The organism is Shewanella sp. SP1S2-4 (assembly GCF_031932075.1).
Taxonomy (GTDB): Bacteria; Pseudomonadota; Gammaproteobacteria; order Enterobacterales; family Shewanellaceae; genus Shewanella; species Shewanella baltica.
In genome coordinates, this window is sequence record NZ_JAUOET010000022.1 from 19,047 (window position 1) to 41,793 (window position 22,747).

Here is a 22,747-nt window from a genome sequence, read left to right on the forward strand (position 1 = left end):
TAATATGAGCCGAATTTGCTCACATATTCTTAATCTGATCATGAACAACAGATTCAATCAAAACACTAAACTGTCACTCAATCTAAAATACATGGCCGCTGAACAAAGAACATTAAAGCAATAACGTCATGATTATCTTTAAGAGTTATGTTCAACCCTAGCATGGCTGCAGCGTTTAAACGTCTAAGGTAAACAGCCACAAAGACCTATTTATCCGCAAAGTGATTTAACGCATTCTAGGTGTTCTACACTCTGTGCAGTGTATCACAAAGGTGAAAAATCACTCTAGCCGACAAGAAATTAAACAGTCGTTTAAATTGGGTGTTGTAATTTATCGAATTTCGAAGCACACTGGCACACAACTGGTCAAATGATGGCCGAAGCTGCTGTGAGATAGAGAGTCGTACTAGCACCAACACATAATGGTGGGTATCACTTTTAAGCCAAAAGGAAGCAAGCAATGATCTACCAAAGTCCTACAATTCAGGTTGAGTTACTCGAGGATAATATTGCCAAGCTGTGCTTTAACGCACCCGGTTCGGTGAACAAATTCGACAGAGAAACCCTCGCCTCGCTCGATGCGGCATTAGACAGCATCAAGCAAGATTCCAATATCAAAGCGTTAGTGCTGACCTCAAGTAAAGATACCTTTATTGTGGGCGCCGACATTACCGAATTTTTAGGCCTGTTCGCACAAGATGACGCCGTATTGCTCTCTTGGGTTGAACAAGCCAACGCAGTCTTCAACAAACTCGAAGACTTGCCTTTCCCAACCGCATCAGCAATCAAAGGCTTTGCCTTAGGTGGCGGCTGTGAAACCATTCTGGCAACCGATTTCCGTATCGCAGACACCACAGCCAAAATCGGTTTACCTGAAACTAAACTCGGCATCATCCCAGGTTTTGGCGGCACAGTTCGTCTGCCACGTGTGATTGGTGCAGATAACGCACTTGAGTGGATCACGACCGGTAAAGACCAACGCGCTGAAGATGCACTGAAAGTCGGCGCTGTTGATGCCGTGGTTGCACCACAAGCGTTAGAAGCTGCTGCGATTCAAATGCTCAAAGACGCCGTTGCTGAAAAGCTGGATTGGCAAGCACGTCGTAACCGTAAACTGTCTGCGCTAACACTGCCAAAACTTGAAGCTATGATGTCATTCACCACAGCCAAAGGCATGGTGTTTGCGGTTGCGGGTAAACACTACCCTGCACCAATGGCTGCTGTAAGCGTGATTGAGCAAGCATCGACTAAAGGTCGTGCTGAAGCATTACAAATCGAACATCAAGCCTTTATCAAGCTAGCTAAAACCGACGTTGCCAAGGCACTTATCGGTATTTTCCTTAATGATCAATTTGTTAAAGGTAAAGCGAAGAAAGCCGGCAAGTTAGCGAAAGAAGTCAACAACGCGGCCGTATTAGGCGCAGGCATTATGGGCGGCGGCATCGCTTACCAAAGCGCCAGCAAAGGCACACCGATTGTCATGAAAGACATTGCCCAGCCAGCATTAGATTTAGGCCTCAATGAAGCCGCTAAACTGCTGTCTGCCCAAGTCGCCCGTGGCCGTTCAACGCCAGAAAAAATGGCCAAAGTGCTGAACAACATCACGCCTTCATTAGATTATGCCGCGATTAAACACAGTGATGTCGTCGTTGAAGCCGTTGTTGAACATCCAAAAATCAAAGCACAGGTTTTAGCCGAAGTTGAAGGCTATGTGAGTGAAGATGCAATTATCGCGTCAAACACTTCAACGATTTCAATCAACTTGCTCGCTAAGAGCATGAAGAAACCTGAACGTTTCTGCGGTATGCATTTCTTTAACCCAGTGCACAAAATGCCGTTGGTCGAAGTTATCCGTGGCGAGCACAGCTCTGAAGAAACCATCGCCTCTGTTGTGGCTTATGCCAGCAAAATGGGCAAGACCCCAATCGTTGTTAATGATTGCCCAGGCTTCTTCGTTAACCGCGTACTCTTCCCTTACTTTGCAGGCTTTAACGGCTTACTTGCCGAAGGTGGCGACTTTGCTGCAATCGACAAAGTGATGGAAAAACAATTCGGTTGGCCAATGGGTCCAGCTTACCTGCTCGACGTAGTCGGTTTAGACACAGGTCATCACGCCCAAGCCGTTATGGCTGAAGGTTTCCCTGATCGCATGGGTAAATCAGGTACTGACGCGATTGATGTGATGTTTGAGAACAAACGTCTTGGCCAGAAAAATGGCAAAGGTTTCTATGTCTATTCAGTCGATAGCCGTGGCAAGCCGAAGAAAGATGTCGATCCAACAAGCTACGGTCTATTGAAAGATGCCTTTGGCGAGTTAAAAGCCTTTGAAGCCGATGACATTATTGCCCGTACTATGATCCCTATGATCATCGAAACCGTGCGCTGTTTAGAAGAAGGTATTGTCGCATCGCCTGCCGAAGCGGATATGGGCCTAGTTTATGGCTTAGGATTCCCGCCATTCAGAGGCGGCGTGTTCCGTTACTTGGATACCATGGGTGTCGCAAACTTTGTGGCCTTAGCAGACAAATACGCTCACTTGGGCGGTCTGTATCAAGTCACAGATGCGATGCGCACATTAGCAGCCAATAACGGTAGCTACTACCAAGCCTAATTAGCGGGAAAGGAATTTAATCATGAAACAAGCTGTTATCGTAGACTGCATCCGTACTCCGATGGGCCGCTCAAAGGCTGGCGTATTTCGTAATGTGCGTGCAGAAACTCTGTCTGCCGAATTAATGAAAGGTCTGTTGCTGCGTAACCCACAACTCGACCCAAACCTGATTGAAGACGTGATTTGGGGTTGTGTGCAACAAACCCTAGAGCAAGGCTTCAACATCGCCCGTAACGCTTCGCTATTAGCGGGCATTCCAAAGACTGCTGGCGCTGTGACGGTTAACCGCCTATGTGGTTCATCAATGGATGCTATCCATCAAGCTGCGCGTGCGATTATGACTGGCATGGGCGACACCTTTATTATTGGTGGCGTAGAACACATGGGCCACGTGCCAATGAGCCATGGTGTCGACTTCCACCCAGGTCTTGCTAACAACGTGGCAAAAGCCTCTGGCATGATGGGTTTAACGGCTGAAATGCTGGGTAAACTGCACGGTATTACCCGTGAACAGCAAGATGCGTTTGCGGTACGTTCACATCAACGTGCTTATGCAGCGACGATTGAAGGCCGCTTTGCCAAAGAAATCTATGGCATTGAAGGTCACGATGCTAATGGTGCCTTAATTAAAGTCCTGCAAGACGAAGTGATCCGCCCAGAAACCACAATGGAATCTTTGGCTGCACTGCGCCCCGTGTTTGATCCAGTCAACGGTACTGTGACTGCTGGTACTTCTTCTGCACTGTCTGATGGCGCTTCAGCCATGTTGATCATGGAAGAATCTAAAGCGCGCGCACTTGGCTTGCCAATTCGAGCACGCATTCGCTCCATGGCGGTTGCAGGTTGTGACGCGGCTATCATGGGTTACGGCCCAGTGCCAGCCACGCAAAAAGCACTGGCTCGTGCCGGTATTACCGTTGCCGATTTAGATGTGATTGAACTTAACGAAGCGTTTGCTGCTCAGTCTTTACCTTGTGTGAAAGATTTAGGTTTAGCAGATGTGGTTGATGACAAAATCAACCTCAACGGCGGCGCGATTGCACTAGGTCACCCACTGGGTTGTTCAGGCGCTCGTATCTCTACGACGCTGATCAACTTAATGGAAGACAAAGACGCGACCTTAGGGTTAGCGACCATGTGTATTGGTTTAGGCCAAGGTATCGCCACTGTATTCGAACGCGTTTAATTCGTTACTCGAATAATTTCAAAGCCGGAACTTGTTCCGGCTTTTTTATACCAAATTTTCTGCCAGCGTAAATATTAATATTTCTCATTTCTTCTGCTGTTCATTTGAAAATCAGTCCGTTATCAACTTAACTACAAGGGCATCACTGGCTATTGTGGACGACAACAGGCAAGCAATCATCAGCCAAATCTAGGCAGTGTAGTGCAAGGATGCAATTCGTTGTTTTACAAGAGGAATGCCTGATGCTACAAACGGAACAGACCCTTTTCGAACAAATGCGGATCACTGAGCTGGAGATCGAGTCTCGTAAGGCGCTCTTCTCTTTTACTGGGGCGGACGTAAAGGCCCTGCAATCCTTTAAGCCCATCATTGAAGAAAACATCGATAAAATCGTCGATGACTTTTATGGCTTACAAACCAGCGTGTCAGAAATTGCGCTGCTGATCGGAGACTCAGACACCCTTGCCCGCTTACGTACCGCACAGAGAAGGTATGTGCTTGATTTATTTAATGGTGTTTATGATCTTGAGTACGTAAACAATCGCCTGCGGATTGGGTTGGTCCATAAACGCATTGGTGTTGAGCCTAAGCTTTACCTATCTGCGGTACACACGCTAAAAGAGCTTATCTACGCCGTGATCAACTGTTCAGTGCAAGATACACATCAAGGCGAATGTATCCGTGTCGCGATTGATAAACTGGTGCTGTTTGATGTCACGCTGGTATTTGATACTTATTCGCAGCTTAGTATCCGAGATTGAGAACGCTAAGGATAAAGCCGAAAAATATGCCCAAAGCATGGAAAGCAAAGTCAAAGAGCGGACACAGCAGTTAGAAGAACTATCGCAAACCGATCCCTTAACAGGCCTGCTCAACGTTAGGCACTTACAAGAAACGGCAACGCGCATACTCAGGGCTGCCCAAAGGCGTGCCGAACCAGTCAGCGTGATCTACTTAGACGTAGATGATTTTAAGTCATTCAACGACACCCAAGGCCATAGATCTGGGGATGAAGTACTCCGTGCTGTAGCAAAAGCGATTAAAGAAATCACTCGGGCCGAGGACCATTGCTTTCGATATGGTGGAGATGAGTTCTGTATCATCATGCCTAACTGCCGTGAAGAACAAGCTCGGGATAATTTCATCACTCGATTCAATCAAAAAATAAAACTCAGTTTAAACAATATTTCCTTAAGCTTTGGCATTATTGATACAGGGCCCTACGAATATGAAGAAGCCAATAGCTTAATTCATAAAGCCGATCAGCGAATGTATAGCTACAAACGTGCGTCCAAACAGCAGCAACAAACTATGGCGGCAGCAAATGATTTAGTACCTGAGAATAGTACCGCTGATGTCCATTCAATCTCTCAATCTCAAAGCGTTAATAAAGCCGTCGAGTAATTTTTAAACCCATTCGTCATCATGTTCCACGTGGAACATTAAATATCTAACATTCGTATTGATAGAACACATCAATAAAACCAGATCACAAATTGAAACCGCCAACTTGGTTTATCATGGGGGCTGGAGTAACATTAGCTAATTCTGCTTAACCGTTCAGTAGAGGTAATATGAACGACGCTTTCTCAACCGCACAGCATAGACTCGATGCTCTTGGTTTACGCTGCCCAGAGCCTGTAATGATGGTGCGTAAAACGGTAAGACAAATGGCTGCTGGCGAGACACTGCTGATCATTGCCGATGACCCTGCGACGACGCGCGATATTCCGAGCTTTTGTGAGTTTATGGATCACACCTTAATTGCCAGTGAAACCACGCAAACGCCATATCAATATTTGATCAAAAAAGGACTTTAAGTCGTATCCGTTAACGACTTAATCATAAAACAACGGATGTGAGAAACTATGCCAAAACTGCTGGCGATTGCCTATAAAACTGTAAAACGCGGCCCAATGAATGAAGTTCTCTGTGCCAATGTCACCCAACTCAGTGGCGTAGAGAAAGATGTGTTTGGTCGCCCAGGCAAACGCCAAGTCACTGTGCTTTCTAAAATTCAGTGGCAACAGGCCTGCCATAGTATCGAGGCAGATTTACCTTGGACGACTCGCAGAGCAAATCTGCTGGTGGATGATCTCGTATTTAGCTGTGCCGATGTTGGTAAACATTTACATATCGGTGAGTTACGACTTGAAATCACGGGTGAAACCGATCCCTGTAAAAAGATGGAAATAGCGCATGTCGGTTTAGAAGCCGCGCTCACGCCAGATTGGCGAGGTGGTGTAACCTGCCGAGTATTAAATGATGCCATGATCCACTTAGGCGATGAGATCACTCTGGTTAATCCAAGCTAATTTTATTCCCAGCTAGTCGACCACTCTTAGTTAATTCTCCATACTCCTCAGTAAATAGAACCAAGTGACTTGGTTCTATTTCTGCTATGCCAGCTCTCTTATCCATATCGCCATGACTTATCCTTCACTCGGTCATCAATTGAAACAGTATTTACGTGTTCCTTCTTCCCTATTTATGCGATAACTAGACTAAGTATTAACAAAAGTTCATCTTAAAATTAATACCACTCAAGCAGTCCATAAGAACGATAACAGGAAGTGACATGTTGAAATCTAAACTTACTCCGCTTTATATCGCCCTCGCTCTAGGGATGAATACCCTCGCCGTTAACGCAGCAGAAACTAAGGAGGCCGAATGGAATGTTAACGCTCCAGCGAATGCCCCCTTAGAGCAAGTCAAAATTGACGTTAATGAAGGCACTTGGATGAACCTTAGTGTCAGTCCAGATGGCAAGCATATCGTCTTCGACTTACTCGGCGACATTTACCAAATCCCAGTAACCGGCGGTGAAGCTAAGCCATTAGCCCAAGGCATTGCTTGGCAGATGCAGCCCGTCTATAGCCCAGATGGCAAACACATCGCATTTACCTCGGATGGCGATGGCGGCGACAACATTTGGATCATGGATGCCGATGGCAGCAATCCACGAACTGTCACCCAAGAAACATTCAGGCTGCTAAACAGTCCCGCTTGGAGCCCTGACTCTCAGTATCTTGTTGCCCGTAAGCATTTTACCGCCAGCCGCAGTTTAGGTGCGGGTGAAGTGTGGCTATACCACGTAGCGGGCGGCGAAGGCGTCAAACTAACTGAACGCCCAAATGATCAGAAAGATTTAGGCGAACCCGCGTACTCGCCCGATGGTCGTTATATCTACTTTAGCCAAGATGATACGCCAGGCAAAACATTCCACTATTCAAAGGACTCAGTTAACGGTATCTACAAAATCAAACGTTATGATACCCAAACCGGTGACATTGAAATTTTGATTGAAGGTACCGGTGGCGCAATTCGACCAACACCAAGTCCTGATGGCACTAAGCTCGCCTATATAAAGCGCGATGATTTTAATTCATCACTCTACTTGCTCGACCTCAAGTCTGGTGAAACCACTAAACTGTTTGGCGAACTAGACCGTGATATGCAAGAGACTTGGGCGATTCATGGCGTCTATCCGACAATGGCGTGGACTCAAGATAACAAGGATATTTTCTTCTGGGCGAAGGGAAAGATTAATCGTCTGAATGTTGCCAGTAAAACACTCACAGATATCCCCTTCAGCGTAAAAACTGAGTTAGCTGTACAACCCTCAGTGCGCTTTAAGCAAGATATAGATAAAGATGTTTTCGATGTCAAAATGCTACGTATGGCGCAGGTCTCTCCCGATGGCAGTAAAGTCGCCTTCGAAGCACTAGGGAAGATTTGGTTAAAATCATTACCCGATGGAAAAATGTCGCGCTTAACTGAACTCAATAATGGGATAGAAGAACTGTATCCCCAATGGTCCCGCGATGGCAAAAATATTGTTTTCACCACTTGGAATGACCAAGACCAAGGAACAGTGCAAGTCATTAGCGCTAAAGGTGGCAAACCTAAGCAGCTAACATCTGAGCCTGGAAAGTACGTTGAACCCACCTTTTCACCGGATGGTGAACTTGTGGTGTATCGCAAAACCCAAGGCGGTAACCTCACACCAAGAACTTGGTCGCAGGAGCCTGGACTATATAAAGTCGATATCAAAGGCAAACAAAATAAGAAAATCAGTGCCGATGGCTACCAAGCTCAATTTGGTGCCAATGGCAAACGCGTCTTTTTTATGAATAGCGCCGAAGATGAAACGCCACAGTTATCATCTATCAACTTAGATGGCTTCGATAAGCGAGTTCATTACAGCAGTAAGCATGCGACTGAGTTTAGGGTTTCACCCGATGGTGAGCAGCTCGCCTTCGCAGAACGCTTTAAGGTTTGGGTGACGCCTTTTGCTAAACACGGTGAAACCGTTGAGATTGGACCCAATGCCAACAATCTACCCGTAAGTCAATTGAGTGTCCGCGCCGGTGAAAGTATCAGTTGGAACAGTAAAAGCAACCAACTGTATTGGACGCTTGGCCCCGAACTTTATCAAGCCAAGGTTGATACTCAATATCTCAATAAAGATGAAAAGGCTCAACCAAGTATTATCAATTTAGGCTTTACCGAAAAGGCCGATGTTCCACGTGGAACAATCGCCTTCGTCGGTGGCAAAGTGATTACGATGGAAAATGACCAAGTCATAGATAATGGCGTGGTCATAGTCAAAGACAATCATATTGTCGCCGTAGGTGATGCCAATATCGCGATTCCAAAAGATGCACAGATCATCGACATCAAAGGAAAATCGATCATGCCAGGGCTATTCGATGCCCACGCCCATGGACCGCAAGCAGATGATGAAATTGTGCCACAACAGAACTGGGCACTTTATTCTGGTTTATCTTTGGGTGTCACCACTATTCACGATCCCTCGAATGACACGACAGAGATTTTTGCCGCTTCCGAACAACAAAAAGCAGGACACATAGTTGGCCCGCGTATTTTCTCTACTGGTACCATATTGTATGGTGCCAATGCGCCAGGTTACACATCGCACATAGACTCACTCGATGATGCCAAGTTTCATCTTGAACGTCTGAAAAAAGTCGGGGCGTTTAGCGTAAAAAGCTACAACCAGCCGCGACGTAACCAGAGGCAGCAAGTCATCGCTGCCGCACGTGAACTTGAAATGATGGTCGTGCCTGAGGGTGGCAGCTTGCTGCAACACAATCTCACTATGGTCGCCGATGGCCACACAACGGTTGAGCACTCTCTGCCAGTGGCAGCGATTTATAGCGATATCAAACAATTCTGGAGCCAAACTAAAGTCGGTTACACCCCAACCTTAGTGGTCGCCTATGGCGGTATTTCAGGCGAAAACTACTGGTACGATAAAACCGATGTGTGGGCGCATCCACGCCTGTCCATGTATGTCCCCGCCGATATATTACAGGCGAGATCAATGCGACGCCCCCATGCTCCAGATGGCCACTATAATCATTTCAATGTTGCAAAAGTCGCTAACGAGCTCAATAAGTTAGGGGTCCACCCTAATCTTGGCGCCCACGGTCAGCGTGAAGGTTTAGCGGCACATTGGGAAATGTGGATGTTCGCCCAAGGCGGCATGAGCAATATGGAGGTATTGAAAACGGCCACCATTAATCCGGCGACGACCTTTGGTATGGAACAACAGCTTGGCTCGATTAAAGAAGGTAAGCTCGCAGACTTAATCGTTATTGATGGTGATCCATTAACCGATATTCGCGTTACAGATAAAGTCACTTATACCATGGTCAACGGTAAACTTTTTAATGCTGAGACGATGAATGAGCTTAATGGGGATAAGGAAAAACGTAAGCAATTTTTCTTTGAGAAAATCTAAACTCTACTATCCTCAAGGCTAGAATCGTAGATTCGCTTTCCTGTTTTAATTATTTGGTTTAACCAGATATCACCAATGAAGATAAAAGCATGTTCCACGTGGAACATGCTTTTTTACATTTTGTGCATTGTTTACTGTGCATATATACAAGAACTCGAATATAGCTATGAGTACTCCTACATCACATCAGCAAGGTCAGCGATTACTGATGTTCGCGGTGATGCTGACCGGCACAGGAATCAACACAGGCCTGATAAGCAATACACTCGACAAGGTGATCGTTCACCATACCCACAGCCTGCATAAAGGCGTAACAAATGGTTGGACCCACAAAATTGAATCCGAGTTTCTTCAACGCTTTTGACATGGCTTCAGATTCTGGCGTTTGTGCCGGAACCTGCGACATTGCCCTAATCTGATTAACTATGGGTTTACCGCCCACAAAGCTCCATAAGAATGCAGAGAAATCCTTCCCATCGGCAGTATAGGCCAAATATCCTTTGGCATTCTTGATAATAGAGTTCACCTTCAAGCGATTGCGCACTATGCCGGGATTCAACATAAGTTCCTCCACTTTCGCCTCATCAAAGCCAGCAATCGCTTCTGGTTCAAAATTGGCAAAGGCCTGCTCATAGTTTTGTTGTTTCTTCAGGATCGTAATCCACGATAATCCAGCCTGTTGACCATCTAAACACAACTTAGCAAACAGCTCCTTAGGATCATAAACCGGCCGCCCCCACACTTTGTCATGATACTCACGATACAAGGGATCATCACTTACCCAGCCACAACGGATCTCTTCCATGGTATATAACCTTATTGTTTTAATTAAGAAGGTAAAAAATAACCTACATAAGCAGATATCTACAAGGTATAATCGAACCCATTTTCTATTCAGGCTGACGGCAGTAGACAAGTAGACATGACGACAAAACACGACGTAAAAACATTTCAGGGTTTCATTCTTACCCTGCAGGAATATTGGGCACAGCAAGGCTGTGCAATCGTTCAACCTCTAGATATGGAAGTCGGCGCTGGAACATTCCACCCACAAACTTTCCTACGTTCTTTAGGGCCAGAACCTATGAGCAGTGCCTATGTGCAGCCATCGCGCCGCCCTACGGACGGTCGTTACGGTGAAAACCCTAACCGTCTGCAGCACTACTACCAATTCCAAGTCGTGTTGAAGCCTTCACCTGACAATATTCAAGAGCTGTATTTAGGCTCACTGCAAGCGCTGGGTATCGATACTCAAATCCACGATATCCGCTTTGTAGAAGATAACTGGGAATCACCAACACTAGGTGCTTGGGGCTTAGGCTGGGAAATCTGGCTAAACGGTATGGAAGTAACTCAGTTTACTTACTTCCAACAGGTTGGCGGCATCGAATGCAGCCCAGTCACAGGTGAAATCACCTATGGTCTAGAACGTCTGGCTATGTATATCCAAGGTGTTGATAGCGTTTATGATCTCGTTTGGACCGATGGTCCACTGGGTCGCATCACCTATGGCGATGTGTTCCATCAAAACGAAGTCGAACAATCGACCTATAACTTCGAACACGCCGATGTGGACTTTATGTTCACCCTGTTCGATCAGTGCGAAAAAATGTGTCAGCATTTATTGTCACTGGAAAAACCTTTACCTCTGCCCGCTTACGAGCAAGTGATGAAAGCCTCGCACGCCTTCAACTTACTCGATGCCCGCCATGCCATTTCAGTGACCGAGCGCCAACGCTATATCTTACGCGTTCGTACTATGGCGAAAGCGGTCGCAGAATCTTATTATCAGGCACGCGAAGCGCTTGGCTTCCCAATGTGTAAGTAGAGGTAAAAACATGAATTTTGAAAACTTACTCATAGAGTTAGGTACAGAAGAGTTACCACCTAAGTCACTGCGTAAACTGGCTGAATCCTTTTTAGCTAACTTTACCGAAGAACTCAGCAAAGCCGATTTAGCATTTAGCTCAACCGTTTGGTACGCAGCGCCACGTCGTCTGGCAATTAACGTCACTGAACTGGCCCTTGCACAAGCCGACAAAGTGGTTGAGAAACGCGGCCCCGCCGTGAGTTCAGCCTTCGATGCTGAAGGCAAACCGACGAAAGCCGCCGAAGGTTGGGCACGTGGTAATGGTATTACTGTTGAACAAGCCGAACGTTTAGTGACAGATAAAGGCGAATGGTTAGTCCATAACGCTAAAGTAGAAGGCGTCGAAACAAAAAGTTTGATCGCTGCTATGGCTCAACGTGCACTCGATAAATTGCCCATTCCTAAGCCAATGCGTTGGGGTAATAATAAAACCCAATTTATTCGCCCTGTGCACACCGCGACTATGTTGTTAGGCAGTGAGTTGATTGAAGGGGAATTGCTGGGTATCAAATCGGCACGCACTGTTCGCGGTCACCGCTTTATGGGACTCAAGCAGTTTGAATTAGCGCACGCTGATCACTACCTTGCCGACCTAAAAGAAAAAGGCAAAGTCATCGCCGATTACGAAAGCCGTAAAGCATTGATCAAAGCCGATGCCGAAAAAGCCGCCGCTAAGATTGGTGGTACAGCCGATATCGAAGATAGCCTACTTGAAGAAGTCGCCTCTTTGGTTGAATGGCCAGTGGTATTGACCGCCAGCTTCGAAGAAAAATTCTTAGCCGTACCGTCTGAAGCTTTGGTCTACACCATGAAGGGCGATCAAAAATACTTCCCAGTCTTTGATGACGCGGGCAAGTTACTGCCAAACTTTATCTTTGTGACCAACATAGAATCTAAAGATCCTGCGCAAATTATCTCTGGTAACGAGAAAGTCGTTCGTCCACGTCTTGCCGACGCAGAATTCTTCTTTAATACCGATAAAAAACACACGCTGGAATCACGTTTACCTAGCTTAGAAACAGTATTGTTCCAACAGCAGCTGGGTACATTAAAAGACAAAGTAAATCGTATATCTGCCCTAGCCGCCTTTATTGCCGAGCAAACTGGTGCGAATGCGGTTGATGCAGCCCGTGCAGGTTTGTTATCTAAAACCGATTTGATGACCAATATGGTGATGGAATTTACCGACACTCAAGGCACTATGGGCATGCATTACGCCCGCCTCGATGGTGAAACCGAAGCCGTTGCAGTTGCGATGGAAGAGCAATACAAGCCTAAGTTCTCTGGCGATACAGTGCCAAGTGCTGGCGTATCTTGCGCTGTCGCATTAGCAGATAAGCTCGATACTTTAGTCGGTATCTTTGGTATTGGCCAAGCTCCTAAAGGCGCAGCCGATCCCTTTGCCCTACGCCGCGCAGCAATTGGCGTGCTACGTATCATAGTAGAAAACAAGCTACCACTTGATTTAGTTGATCTTATTGCTAAAGCACAAGCTCTACATGGCACTAACTTAAGCAACGCCAATGCAAGCGATGAAGTGTTAGAGTTCTTAATGGCACGTTTTCGCGCTTGGTATCAAGATAAAGGCATTGGTGTTGATGTGATCTTAGCCGTGCTAGCACGTCGCCCAACACGCCCAGCTGATTTTGATAGCCGTATCAATGCGGTATCACACTTTAGAAGCCTAGAAGCTTCTAGCGCACTTGCGGCAGCGAACAAACGTGTATCGAACATTCTGGCTAAGGTTGAAGGTGCTTTACCGACAACGATCAATGCGAGTCTGTTAACCGAAGCCGCAGAACAAGCATTAGCGGCCAAGTTGAACGAGCTACAACCACTGCTGGCACCATTGTTTGCCAATGCCGATTACCAACAAGCCTTAACCTTGTTAGCTGGCCTACGTGAAAGCGTGGATCAGTTCTTCGAAGATGTGATGGTAATGGCAGATGATGAAGCGTTGAAAAACAATCGTTTAGCATTGTTGAATAATCTACGCGAGCAGTTCCTGCACGTCGCGGATATATCACTACTGCAATAATGATACTAAAGCTTTTAAAATTATCGCTTTATAAAAAACGCGCTAAATAGCGCGTTTTTTATTGTCCTGATTTCATAAGCCACCCAATCAGAACTGCGTCAGTTTTTGATGTAAGCCATCAAATTGAGTTTGATCTAAGTTAACTTGCTGCAGTAAATTCGCCAGTATTTCAGGAGACAATTGCCCTGCTTGATGCAGCATAGAAATCTCGCTGATCACATTCGCCCGCCATATCACAGCGGCGAGCCCAGCTTGCGGGCGCGAGTTCACACTGGCGAGCTTGTCTAATTCTGTTTCAAAGGTATTGGGTAACTGCCAATGCTTAGCGAGCAATGAACTTAAGGTTAACGATTTCGTCGTCATCACTTGTCTAAATAAACCAGAATTAGGCTGTTCTCCCGGCTCTGCCTGTACAAATGCATCGAGAAGCATTTTAAAAATGGCCAGCTTGCCGACATCGTGTAATAAACCCAATAAAAAAGCCGTATCTTGATCTTCATCGCTTAACTCACTGGCAAGAAAAGCAACCTGCATCGAATGGCGCCAAATTTCAGCCCCAAAACGACGGAAATAGATTGGCTTGATATCCAACATTTCACGCACTAGACAAGTGGTAACAAACTTTCTCAACTGTTCACGACCAAGCTGTACCAAAGCCTGCTGCAAACTGGTGATATCCCTATCGCTACGTTTAAATGCAGGGGAATTACATAACTTAAGCACCTCAATACTCAGTAAAGGATCTTGCTCGATGAGCGCTAATAGGTCCTTAATATCAAATTGTGGATCGGCCAGTTTACGATCTAATTCCAATACTTTTGACGGTAGCTTTAACACTTTCTCGGCGATCACTTGTGGTGATGCCAAAGCCTGCTCTATCTCCGCCATGACTCGACGTTCAAGATTATTGGCTACGCCGCCAGTGTCCTTAACCCGTGTCGGAAATAACAAACTATAAAAGAGAGCAGATAAATCAACAGATACCACGCTAATATCTTCGAGAGGCTTAGCTGGCTTTCGCGCAGGTTCAAACGACTTACCTAAGTCCGTCGTTGAAAAACTTTTGGGTCTCTCTACCGTCGCCGAATCACGAATATTAAAGAGCTTATTAAAAAGTGATTTAATCAAGAAGCATCAACCTGTCATTATAGATAATTGTTAAAAAGTCAGTTAAATATTGCCCATCTCAAATCCATTTTGATCAAGCTTAAGCGATACATAAACACGTTACAGACATGCTAATGGCTCGCTTAAGTCTAACATATTCAATTCATTTCTGACGCCAGCAATCCCATGATTGTAGCCTCTATTAGGACAATCTTGGTTACAACTTGAAACCTCAAAAAACTTACATTTCAGCATCATTTAACTGACAATATGTCCAGCCTTTATAAAGTGATACGTATTTCGTCTCCCTTTAAGCCATTCACGACATACTTGCCAGCTAACGACGGAACATTTGATGATCGAGGTAATAAAAGCAGGTGCACTCACTACAGTTCAAGATCTCGGACGCATGGGATACCGACATTTAGGTGTAACCCAAGCTGGCGCCTTAGATAGACCTGCCCTGTGTTTAGCAAACCGCCTATTATCAAACCCAGACAATACACCCGTATTGGAATTAACCTTCGGCCAATCGATTTTTTTGTTTAAACGCGACGCTTGGATTGCCTTAACGGGTGCCGATTTCGATGCTCGTATAGACAATAAGCCCATAGTTTGCGGCTGGCGTTACTCCATTAAGGCAGGACAAAAACTCAGCCTTAGAGGGGGAAATAAAGGCATGCGTGCTTATATTGCCGTTGATGGCGGCGTTAAAGTGCCGCTAGTGATGGATTCTGCCGCTACCGATTTAACCTCAGGTATCGGTGGATTTCATGGCCGCGCATTAGAAGCGGGCGATCGCCTGACCTTAGGTTCAGCTCATCCACTAAGAAGGCAAGTTGGCGCAATTCAAAAAAGTTGGGATGGGCATATTCGCGCACTCGCGACCAAGCACACTCAAGCCTTCTCGTTGAAATCTCAGCAAACATTCTGGCAAACACAGTGGCAACTTTCAGCTGAAAGTGATCGTGCGAGTGCAATACTCAAAGGTGATACGTTAACATTGGCAAAACCATTCCCTGTGCAATCACACACAGTCACGCCCGGAGTGGTTCAAGTCTCCGCTTCAGGGCAACCACTCGTGTTACTTGCCGATGCGCAGACCACCAGCAGTCATCCGCAAATAGCCGTAATTATTGAAGCCGATCTTTGGAAGCTTGCCCAAACTCGCCCAGGGCAAACAGTTAAATTCGAATTAGTCGACGATGAACAAGCCGCAACGGCGCAAGCAGAATGGCATGACTACTTCTATCGCTTACAACGCAGTCTAGGTTAACAGGCCGCTTGCCAAGAAACATCACCCCGTATTCCTAGCAAGCAACATTCGACTTCATTCAAATAGTCCCCACAATAATGCTAATTCACACTTAGGTTCGGTGTAACTTGCTGGTTATAAAATCGTGCCACATCTTGTAATTGCTCAGAGCTTAACGCGCTGACTTGCGACTGCATCAAAGGAGCGAGTCGTAAACCTGCTTTAAAATCGACAAGCTGTTTATTGAGATAAGCTAATTTCTGTCCCTTTAAGTTTGGGAATTGTTTGGCCATAGCGATCACCGCATTGCTATGGCATGACTCACACTGTGCCGTAGCCAATGCCTGACCTTGCTCTATATCTGCTTGATAAACCTCTCCAAAGACCTCTGCGGATAAGCCACATAGCGCAATCAAACTTATGATAAGAGCTTTCATTTAGTTTCCTTAGAGACAGAATTAACGAGCGCAGGCTGCAGGCTAGGTTCTAAGGGAAGACGCCTAAAAAGCGTCATATCCATTTCAACTTGGCCATAATAAGTGCTTAGATAACTCAAGGTCGGCTCCCAAGTATCCGACAAGTCCCACAGGCCTTGAGTGTCAACCATCCACTGCAGAGTCTCTTTCCAAAAGGCTTTATCGCCATGATTTTGCACGACTATCATGCTGGTATGGCAAGCATTACAATGATAATTCACTAACTCCCAGCCAGGAGCCATGATCAAACCCGATTTAGGGTCCATTGGATACTCAGCGGCCAGCGAAATACTGGATGCCACTAGCCCAAGAAAAATAAATAGCTTGTTCAGTACTCTCATTACACCACTCTAACGGCAATACGATGGCAACCATTAAACATATATCCCTTAGGATTCCATTGCGGTTGTACGACAGGCTGACTATCACCTTCACTATCGGTCGCTTTGGCCCAGATTTCATAATATCCCTGCGACGGTAATTGCAATTCAATCTTCCACTGCTGCCATGCCGCTACGTTTTTAGGTTTTTCTAACTCAGCGGTAAACCAGCGGGTTCCATAGTCATAACTCACTTCCACTTTAACGACTTCCCGCAATCCCGCCCAAGTATGGCCTGCGATAACCATCTTTTGACCCACAGCTAATTCGGTTCCGGATTGAGGCTCGGTAATCAAGGACTTCACTATCATTTCTTCAATGATTCGGTAGTCCTTATTGTCAACGGACTCACCTGGCGCTATGGGATACTTAGGGAGTTGATATGCTGGCGCTTCCATTTTATGTCCATCATGCACTTTATTGCGCACACTGATCCCCGTCGCGGCTTTTTGCGAAACGGATCCCGGCCGGCCACCAAACACAATACGCAAGGGATATCCATGTAGATAAGGAATGTCCTCACCGTTCATCGACCATGCAATGAGTCCAAGCTCTTCGAGCGCCGCCTTTATTGGCACACCGCGTGAAATAGCCTCACCTTTACCGCTCAAATGCCGATCAACACCGTGATGACCCGTATAAACAGCATCAGCTTTAATACCGCAATCCTTAAGCACGTCGCTCACCAAGACACCCGTCCACTCGGAGCAAAATACCCCAGCATTATTCCATTGATTACCTTTAGTACTAGGAAAGAAGCCTGAACGACTATTGCCACCACATTCAATCAGTAACTGTAATGTGTAATGCTTAAAGCGGCGCTTGAGCTCATCGATTGTGTAGGTTTTCGGGGTAGCAACGGACTCGCCATCCACTTTAAAAGTCCAAGCCTTAGCATCCAGCACCTTAAAATCAGGCACTATGCCATTCCAGCGGATAAATGAGGCATCTGCTGGTGTCACAGCAGGAGCAAGTTTATGCTCAGGCGGAAACGCATTCAGTGGATGAGTGTTTAATACTTTGAAATAACTCGGCAAGTCCTCTGCCTTAGTCCAAGTTAATGCTGATATATCCAGAGGAGTGACGGCTGCGGGAAGCAGATCGGCAAATACCCACTTAACGGGTAAAGCTGATAACACAGACGTCGCTACCGCACCTTTAATAAAAACCCGACGATTAAGATCCATGTTATTTATCCTTTCCGAGGTAAAAGTAATCCGCCATCTGCTGCATATCAGCCTCACTCAACAATTGGGCGACTTTGGTCATAGTGGGATCTTGGCGATTTCCCGTCTTAAAGGCTCGAAGCTGCTTCAACAGGTAATCCGAGTTTTGCCATCCAATATTAGGAATATGCTCAAAACGACTCATGCCAGACTCGCCATGGCAGGCCTTACACATGTTCAATAACTTATTAGCCTCATCGGCGTTTACCACAGCTGGTAACATTAATATCAGCACGCTCGCCGGATAGATCACTCGCAGCCACATCCACAGTTCTCATCAGTTAGTCTTCATCCCGACGAGTTCCATCGAACGAAGTAATTAAGATATGCTTAAATTATCCCAATGCGGTGAGTCGTTTAAATTCAATAAAAGTGATTCGAAAGCTCAAGAGAAATGACGCGTATTAGCGGATGTAGAAAGGGGAAAATATTCATTAGTCATAGGTGAAATGAGCCCATATAGTAGCTTTGCAGAAACATTCGGCATTTCACTCAAGGACAAAAAATGGATCTATATATTGGCAATAAAAACTACTCTAGCTGGTCACTGCGGGCTTGGTTAATGGCCGCAAAATCTGGCGTGCAGTTCAACGAAGTATTACTGCAACTCGATACCGACAGTTTTTATCAGCAACTCAAAGCCATTTCGCCGACGTTAAAAGTACCGACATTAGTCGATGGCGATATCACGGTATGGGATTCACTCTCAATTTGTGAATACCTCAACGACACCTATCTTGCCGGTAGCGCATGGCCGCAAGATCCTAAACAAAAAGCCAAGGCTAGATCGATAGCCAGTGAAATGCATTCTGGCTTTAATGCCGTACGTAACGCTCTACCAATGAACATACGCGCGAGCCGTTATGTTGAGCTCACTGATGCAGTCCGCAAAGACATTGAGCGCATCGATGCGATTTGGTCAGCACAAATGGCCGAGTTTGCCCCATCACATGCTGAAGGTACTTGGTTATTTGGCCAATGGTCGATTGCCGACATGATGTTTGCCCCTGTGGTCATGCGCTTTCTCACCTACGGTGTTGAAGTCTCACAGGCAAGCCGTGCCTATATGCAGCATGTGATCAGCTGTCCGGAAATGCAGACGTGGATGAGTGCGGCTAAAGCTGAGACTGAAATTGTTGCTGCGGATGAAGCGGGTATTGATCGATAAAGGGATAAATCATAGAAATAAAAAAGGGAAAGCCTTGGCTTTCCCTTAATCATTTACGTACTGCTAGTCACTTAACGCGCATTAAACGTCTAAGTTAGCCACGTTCAATGCGTTCGCTTCGATGAACTCACGACGAGGTTCAACTTGATCACCCATCAAACAAGTGAACAACTGATCGGCACCCACGGCATCATCAATCGTGACTTGCAGCATACGGCGTGATTCAGGATCCATTGTGGTTTCCCACAATTGCTCAGGGTTCATCTCACCCAATCCTTTATAACGTTGGATATAGAGACCGCGTTTCGCTTCAGAAATCGTCCAATCTAGCGCTTCAAGGAAGCTGCCGACTTCTTTCACACGTTCGCCGCGTTGCACATAACCGCCTTCTTCAATCATGCCATCTAACGCCGCACCTAACTTGCCGATGCGTTGATAGTCACTTGATTGGAAGAAGTCATAAGTAAACAGATAGTTAGTATCGATACCGTGTTTACGAATAGTGATCTTAGGCAAATACACTTTACGCTCAGGATCGAGAATCGGCTCAGCAGAATACAGTACGCCACTGCTTTCCATTTCCACCAGCTCATGGATAAAGGCATCGATCCACTCTTTCATCTTGCCTTCATCGGCCAACATCTCGTTGGTGATCATTGGGTGGTAAAGCATACGGTTAGTAATGTGCGTTGGGTAGCGTTGCTCTAAACGGGCAACAATCGCTTCCACTTCACGATACTGAGTCACTAAACGCTCTAACGGCTCACCTGACATACCAATCGCACCTTGCGTTGGGTACACAATAGTGCCATCCAACGCTTGAGTCGTGAGATATTGAGTCAATGCAGGCTCGTCTTTCAAATACTGTTCTTGCTTGCCCTTTTTCACTTTAAATAGTGGTGGCTGAGCAATATACACATAACCACGTTCAATCAATTCAGGCATTTGACGGAAGAAGAAGGTCAACAGCAAGGTACGAATGTGCGAGCCGTCGACGTCAGCATCCGTCATGATGATGATGTTGTGATAACGCGTCTTATCTGGATTGTATTCGTCACGACCAATACCACAGCCAAGAGCGGTGATCAGTGTGGCCACTTCTTGAGAAGACAACATCTTATCGAAGCGGGCTTTCTCAACGTTTAGAATTTTACCTTTCAGTGGCAGAATCGCTTGGTTCTTACGGTTACGTCCCTGCTTAGCGCTACCGCCAGCAGAGTCACCTTCCACTATGTAAATTTCTGAAAGACCAGGATCTTTTTCTTGGCAATCGGCCAGCTTACCTGGCAAACCACCTAAATCGAGCGCGCCTTTACGACGGGTCATTTCACGGGCTTTACGCGCCGCTTCACGGGCACGGGCCGCATCGACAATTTTACCGACAATCAACTTAGCATCGGCTGGGTTTTCCAGCAGATAATCGTTCAGCTTCTCACCCATGGTTTGTTCAACCGCAGATTTCACTTCACTCGAAACTAACTTATCTTTAGTTTGTGAGCTGAACTTAGGATCGGGCACTTTAACAGAGATAACGGCGGTCAAACCTTCACGGGCGTCATCGCCTGTCGCGTTAGTTTTGCCTTTCTTGTTATAGCCTTCGTTTTCCATGTAGTTGTTTAAGTTACGCGTTAAGGCGCCACGGAAACCCGCTAGGTGAGTACCACCATCACGCTGTGGAATATTGTTGGTAAAACAGAAAATATTTTCTTGATAACCATCATTCCACTGCATCGCCACTTCAACGGTAATACCATCCTCACGCTCTTGCATAAAGTGGAATACGTCTTTATTGACGGGAGTTTTATTACGGTTCAAATAATCAACGAATGCGCTAATACCGCCTTCGTATTTGAAGAATTCATTCTTGTTGTCACGTTCATCAACTAAACGAATACCGACGCCTGAGTTCAGGAATGACAATTCACGTACGCGTTTTGCCAAAATTTCAAAGTGAAACTCAACATCGCTGAAGGTATCTTCACTTGGCCAAAAACGGATTTCAGTACCCGTTTTAGTCGCATCACCAATCTCTTTGATTGGCGCATCAGGCACACCGTGGGTATAAAACTGCTCGTACACTTTGCCCGCACGGCGAATAGTCATTTGCAGCTTTTTAGATAAAGCGTTTACAACCGAGACACCCACACCGTGGAGACCGCCAGACACTTTATAAGAGTTATCGTCGAACTTACCACCGGCATGCAATACCGTCATGATAACTTCAGCAGCCGATACGCCTTCTTCCTCATGGATAGAAACCGGAATACCACGGCCGTCATCTTTAACAGAAACCGAACCATCGACATGGATAGTAATGGTAATATCGCTGCAGTGGCCGGCTAAGGCTTCATCGATAGAGTTATCGACTACTTCGAACACCATATGATGTAGACCCGTACCGTCGTCGGTGTCACCAATATACATCCCAGGTCTCTTACGTACTGCATCAAGGCCCTTAAGGACCTTAATACTCGAAGAATCGTAACTATTCTCTGACATATTATTCTCTCAATGGTTATTCAATTACCGTTACACGTCCCTGTTCCACATGAAACATCCTACTGGGAGGTGTGTGTAACGAATCGACTATTGCTGCAGGCTCAATGGCAGTGACAAACACTTGTGCACCTGTATCCACTAACTGCTTTAGCAATAGCTGCCTATGCTGTGCATCCAACTCGGATGGAAGATCATCCACAAGATAAATACTGTGTTTATCTATTTGTTGTTTGAGCAACTTTCCCTGTGCAATACGCAGTGCACAGACTAATAATTTCAATTGACCACGGGACAGGGCATCCTGCGCCGGCAAAGTGCCTACACGAAGTCTAAGGTCAGCTTTATGGGGACCGCTGACGGTATGACCTGTGGCCAAATCTCTGGAATATTGGTTTTCGAGTAGTTCTGCAAAATCCGTTTTACTATCCCAGCCGCGGGTAAATGAAACCTTCACATCTACACTCGGTAAAAACTCCCCGATTATACCCTTAAGTAGCTCATTTAACGAGTCTACATAATGGTTTCGTATTTCAGTAACCTGCTCGGCATAACGCACAAACTCTTGGTCCCAAAATTGAATATGGCTGTAAGCCGAACCATTTCTAAGTAATTGATTTCTTTGCTTAAGAACGCGGCGAACATTCGTCCAAGCGCCATAAAACTGTGGGTCAGCATGAAATGCGCCCCAATCGATAAATTGTCGACGGGATTTTGGGCCTTCAAACAGCAGCGAAAAGCTTTCAGGCGTGATCACTTGGATAGGTAAGGTTTCGGCTAAAGTCGACAGACGTTTGACTTTTTCACCATCGATTCTTACTTCAGTCTCACCACTGCGAAATCGGCGTAAACCGATTTTACTGTCACCGCGCGCTAAATTTAAGGTCGCAAACAGGGTTAACTTATCGTCGTCGGTATTAATCACTCGCTGGGATAAATGGCTGCGAAACGAACGCCCCATACCGAGGAAATAAATCGCCTCAAGAATACTGGTTTTGCCGCTGCCATTTTGGCCATAAATCAAGTTAATCCCAGGTGCAGGGATTAACTGTGCGGACTGAATGTTGCGAAACGCTTCGATATTGAGACGGGTTAGGCTCATGCATTACTCATTAAGCCGCGTAAACGGCGAAGGCAAGGATTCATAACACTTAACAGGCAACTCAA

Annotated in this window: 19 protein-coding genes; 11 read left to right on the plus strand and 8 right to left on the minus strand. The window is 45.9% G+C overall.

Features of this window, described 5'->3' with window-relative positions; translation table 11 throughout:
- The first annotated feature begins 460 nt into the window (after window positions 1-460).
- From fadB to Q4Q52_RS17050, 7 genes are all read left to right on the plus strand, one after another.
- Entirely contained in the window at window positions 461-2,611 is a 2,151-nt protein-coding gene (gene fadB / locus Q4Q52_RS17020; protein ID WP_063883865.1) for a fatty acid oxidation complex subunit alpha FadB, read from the plus strand.
- 22 nt (window positions 2,612-2,633) lie between these two features.
- The gene (gene fadA / locus Q4Q52_RS17025) at window positions 2,634-3,797 is read left to right on the plus strand and encodes an acetyl-CoA C-acyltransferase FadA (protein ID WP_014609502.1); all 1,164 of its coding nucleotides are present in this window, start codon (window positions 2,634-2,636) and stop codon (window positions 3,795-3,797) included.
- Between the two features lie 242 nt (window positions 3,798-4,039).
- A complete protein-coding gene (locus Q4Q52_RS17030) occupies window positions 4,040-4,558 on the plus strand; it encodes a protoglobin domain-containing protein (protein WP_311991173.1) in 519 nt (172 codons plus the stop codon).
- On the plus strand, window positions 4,509-5,201 hold the full coding sequence (locus tag Q4Q52_RS17035; RefSeq protein ID WP_311991174.1) for a GGDEF domain-containing protein: 693 nt from the start codon (window positions 4,509-4,511) through the stop codon (window positions 5,199-5,201). The genes Q4Q52_RS17030 and Q4Q52_RS17035 overlap by 50 nt, the downstream gene beginning before the upstream one ends.
- A 170-nt stretch (window positions 5,202-5,371) precedes the next feature.
- Window positions 5,372-5,617 carry a sulfurtransferase TusA gene (tusA, locus tag Q4Q52_RS17040; protein WP_006083810.1) on the plus strand — a complete coding sequence of 82 codons (246 nt, stop codon included), beginning with the start codon at window positions 5,372-5,374 and terminating at the stop codon, window positions 5,615-5,617.
- Window positions 5,618-5,665: 48 nt separating this feature from the next.
- Window positions 5,666-6,112: an MOSC domain-containing protein gene (locus Q4Q52_RS17045; RefSeq protein ID WP_107403092.1), complete on the plus strand. Its 447-nt coding sequence runs from the start codon at window positions 5,666-5,668 to the stop codon at window positions 6,110-6,112.
- Window positions 6,113-6,375: 263 nt separating this feature from the next.
- A complete protein-coding gene (locus Q4Q52_RS17050) occupies window positions 6,376-9,564 on the plus strand; it encodes an amidohydrolase family protein (RefSeq protein WP_311991175.1) in 3,189 nt (1,062 codons plus the stop codon).
- A gap of 202 nt (window positions 9,565-9,766) precedes the next feature.
- Here Q4Q52_RS17050 and Q4Q52_RS17055 read toward each other — a convergent pair whose 3' ends face one another.
- Window positions 9,767-10,369 (minus strand): DNA-3-methyladenine glycosylase I, encoded by a 603-nt coding sequence (locus tag Q4Q52_RS17055; protein WP_311991176.1) that lies wholly within the window; start codon window positions 10,367-10,369, stop codon window positions 9,767-9,769.
- Between the two features lie 117 nt (window positions 10,370-10,486).
- Between Q4Q52_RS17055 and glyQ the strand changes: the two genes are divergently transcribed.
- Together glyQ and glyS are read left to right on the plus strand one after the other, a co-directional pair.
- A complete protein-coding gene (glyQ, locus tag Q4Q52_RS17060; RefSeq protein WP_006083814.1) occupies window positions 10,487-11,392 on the plus strand; it encodes a glycine--tRNA ligase subunit alpha in 906 nt (301 codons plus the stop codon).
- A gap of 10 nt (window positions 11,393-11,402) precedes the next feature.
- Window positions 11,403-13,472 (plus strand): glycine--tRNA ligase subunit beta, encoded by a 2,070-nt coding sequence (gene glyS / locus Q4Q52_RS17065; RefSeq protein WP_311991177.1) that lies wholly within the window; start codon window positions 11,403-11,405, stop codon window positions 13,470-13,472.
- Between the two features lie 87 nt (window positions 13,473-13,559).
- Here the strand turns inward: glyS and Q4Q52_RS17070 are convergent, their stop codons facing one another.
- Window positions 13,560-14,600 carry an HDOD domain-containing protein gene (locus tag Q4Q52_RS17070; RefSeq protein WP_311991178.1) on the minus strand — a complete coding sequence of 347 codons (1,041 nt, stop codon included), beginning with the start codon at window positions 14,598-14,600 and terminating at the stop codon, window positions 13,560-13,562.
- A 334-nt stretch (window positions 14,601-14,934) separates the two neighbouring features.
- Between Q4Q52_RS17070 and Q4Q52_RS17075 the strand changes: the two genes are divergently transcribed.
- On the plus strand, window positions 14,935-15,855 hold the full coding sequence (locus Q4Q52_RS17075; protein ID WP_311991179.1) for a biotin-dependent carboxyltransferase family protein: 921 nt from the start codon (window positions 14,935-14,937) through the stop codon (window positions 15,853-15,855).
- A gap of 80 nt (window positions 15,856-15,935) precedes the next feature.
- Here Q4Q52_RS17075 and Q4Q52_RS17080 read toward each other — a convergent pair whose 3' ends face one another.
- From Q4Q52_RS17080 to Q4Q52_RS17095, 4 genes are read right to left on the minus strand one after another with little or no spacing between them, the layout of a single operon-like run.
- Window positions 15,936-16,271 (minus strand): c-type cytochrome, encoded by a 336-nt coding sequence (locus Q4Q52_RS17080; protein WP_311991180.1) that lies wholly within the window; start codon window positions 16,269-16,271, stop codon window positions 15,936-15,938.
- Window positions 16,268-16,651 carry a cytochrome C gene (locus Q4Q52_RS17085; protein WP_311991181.1) on the minus strand — a complete coding sequence of 128 codons (384 nt, stop codon included), beginning with the start codon at window positions 16,649-16,651 and terminating at the stop codon, window positions 16,268-16,270. The genes Q4Q52_RS17080 and Q4Q52_RS17085 overlap by 4 nt, the downstream gene beginning before the upstream one ends.
- Window positions 16,651-17,877, minus strand: coding sequence for a sulfite oxidase (locus Q4Q52_RS17090; protein WP_311991182.1), 1,227 nt, complete (start codon window positions 17,875-17,877; stop codon window positions 16,651-16,653). The genes Q4Q52_RS17085 and Q4Q52_RS17090 overlap by 1 nt, the downstream gene beginning before the upstream one ends.
- Window position 17,878: 1 nt before the next feature.
- Window positions 17,879-18,181, minus strand: coding sequence for a cytochrome c (locus tag Q4Q52_RS17095; RefSeq protein WP_006084774.1), 303 nt, complete (start codon window positions 18,179-18,181; stop codon window positions 17,879-17,881).
- Between the two features lie 240 nt (window positions 18,182-18,421).
- Here Q4Q52_RS17095 and Q4Q52_RS17100 point away from each other — a divergent pair, with 240 nt between their 5' ends.
- A complete protein-coding gene (locus Q4Q52_RS17100) occupies window positions 18,422-19,084 on the plus strand; it encodes a glutathione S-transferase family protein (protein WP_311991183.1) in 663 nt (220 codons plus the stop codon).
- 81 nt (window positions 19,085-19,165) lie between these two features.
- Here the strand turns inward: Q4Q52_RS17100 and gyrB are convergent, their stop codons facing one another.
- Window positions 19,166-21,583, minus strand: a complete 2,418-nt coding sequence (gene gyrB / locus Q4Q52_RS17105; protein WP_220776523.1) for a DNA topoisomerase (ATP-hydrolyzing) subunit B — start codon at window positions 21,581-21,583, stop codon at window positions 19,166-19,168.
- A 16-nt stretch (window positions 21,584-21,599) separates the two neighbouring features.
- Complete coding sequence (gene recF / locus Q4Q52_RS17110; protein WP_311991184.1) at window positions 21,600-22,682, minus strand: DNA replication/repair protein RecF; 1,083 nt, start codon at window positions 22,680-22,682, stop codon at window positions 21,600-21,602.
- Between the last annotated feature and the right edge of the window lie 65 nt (window positions 22,683-22,747).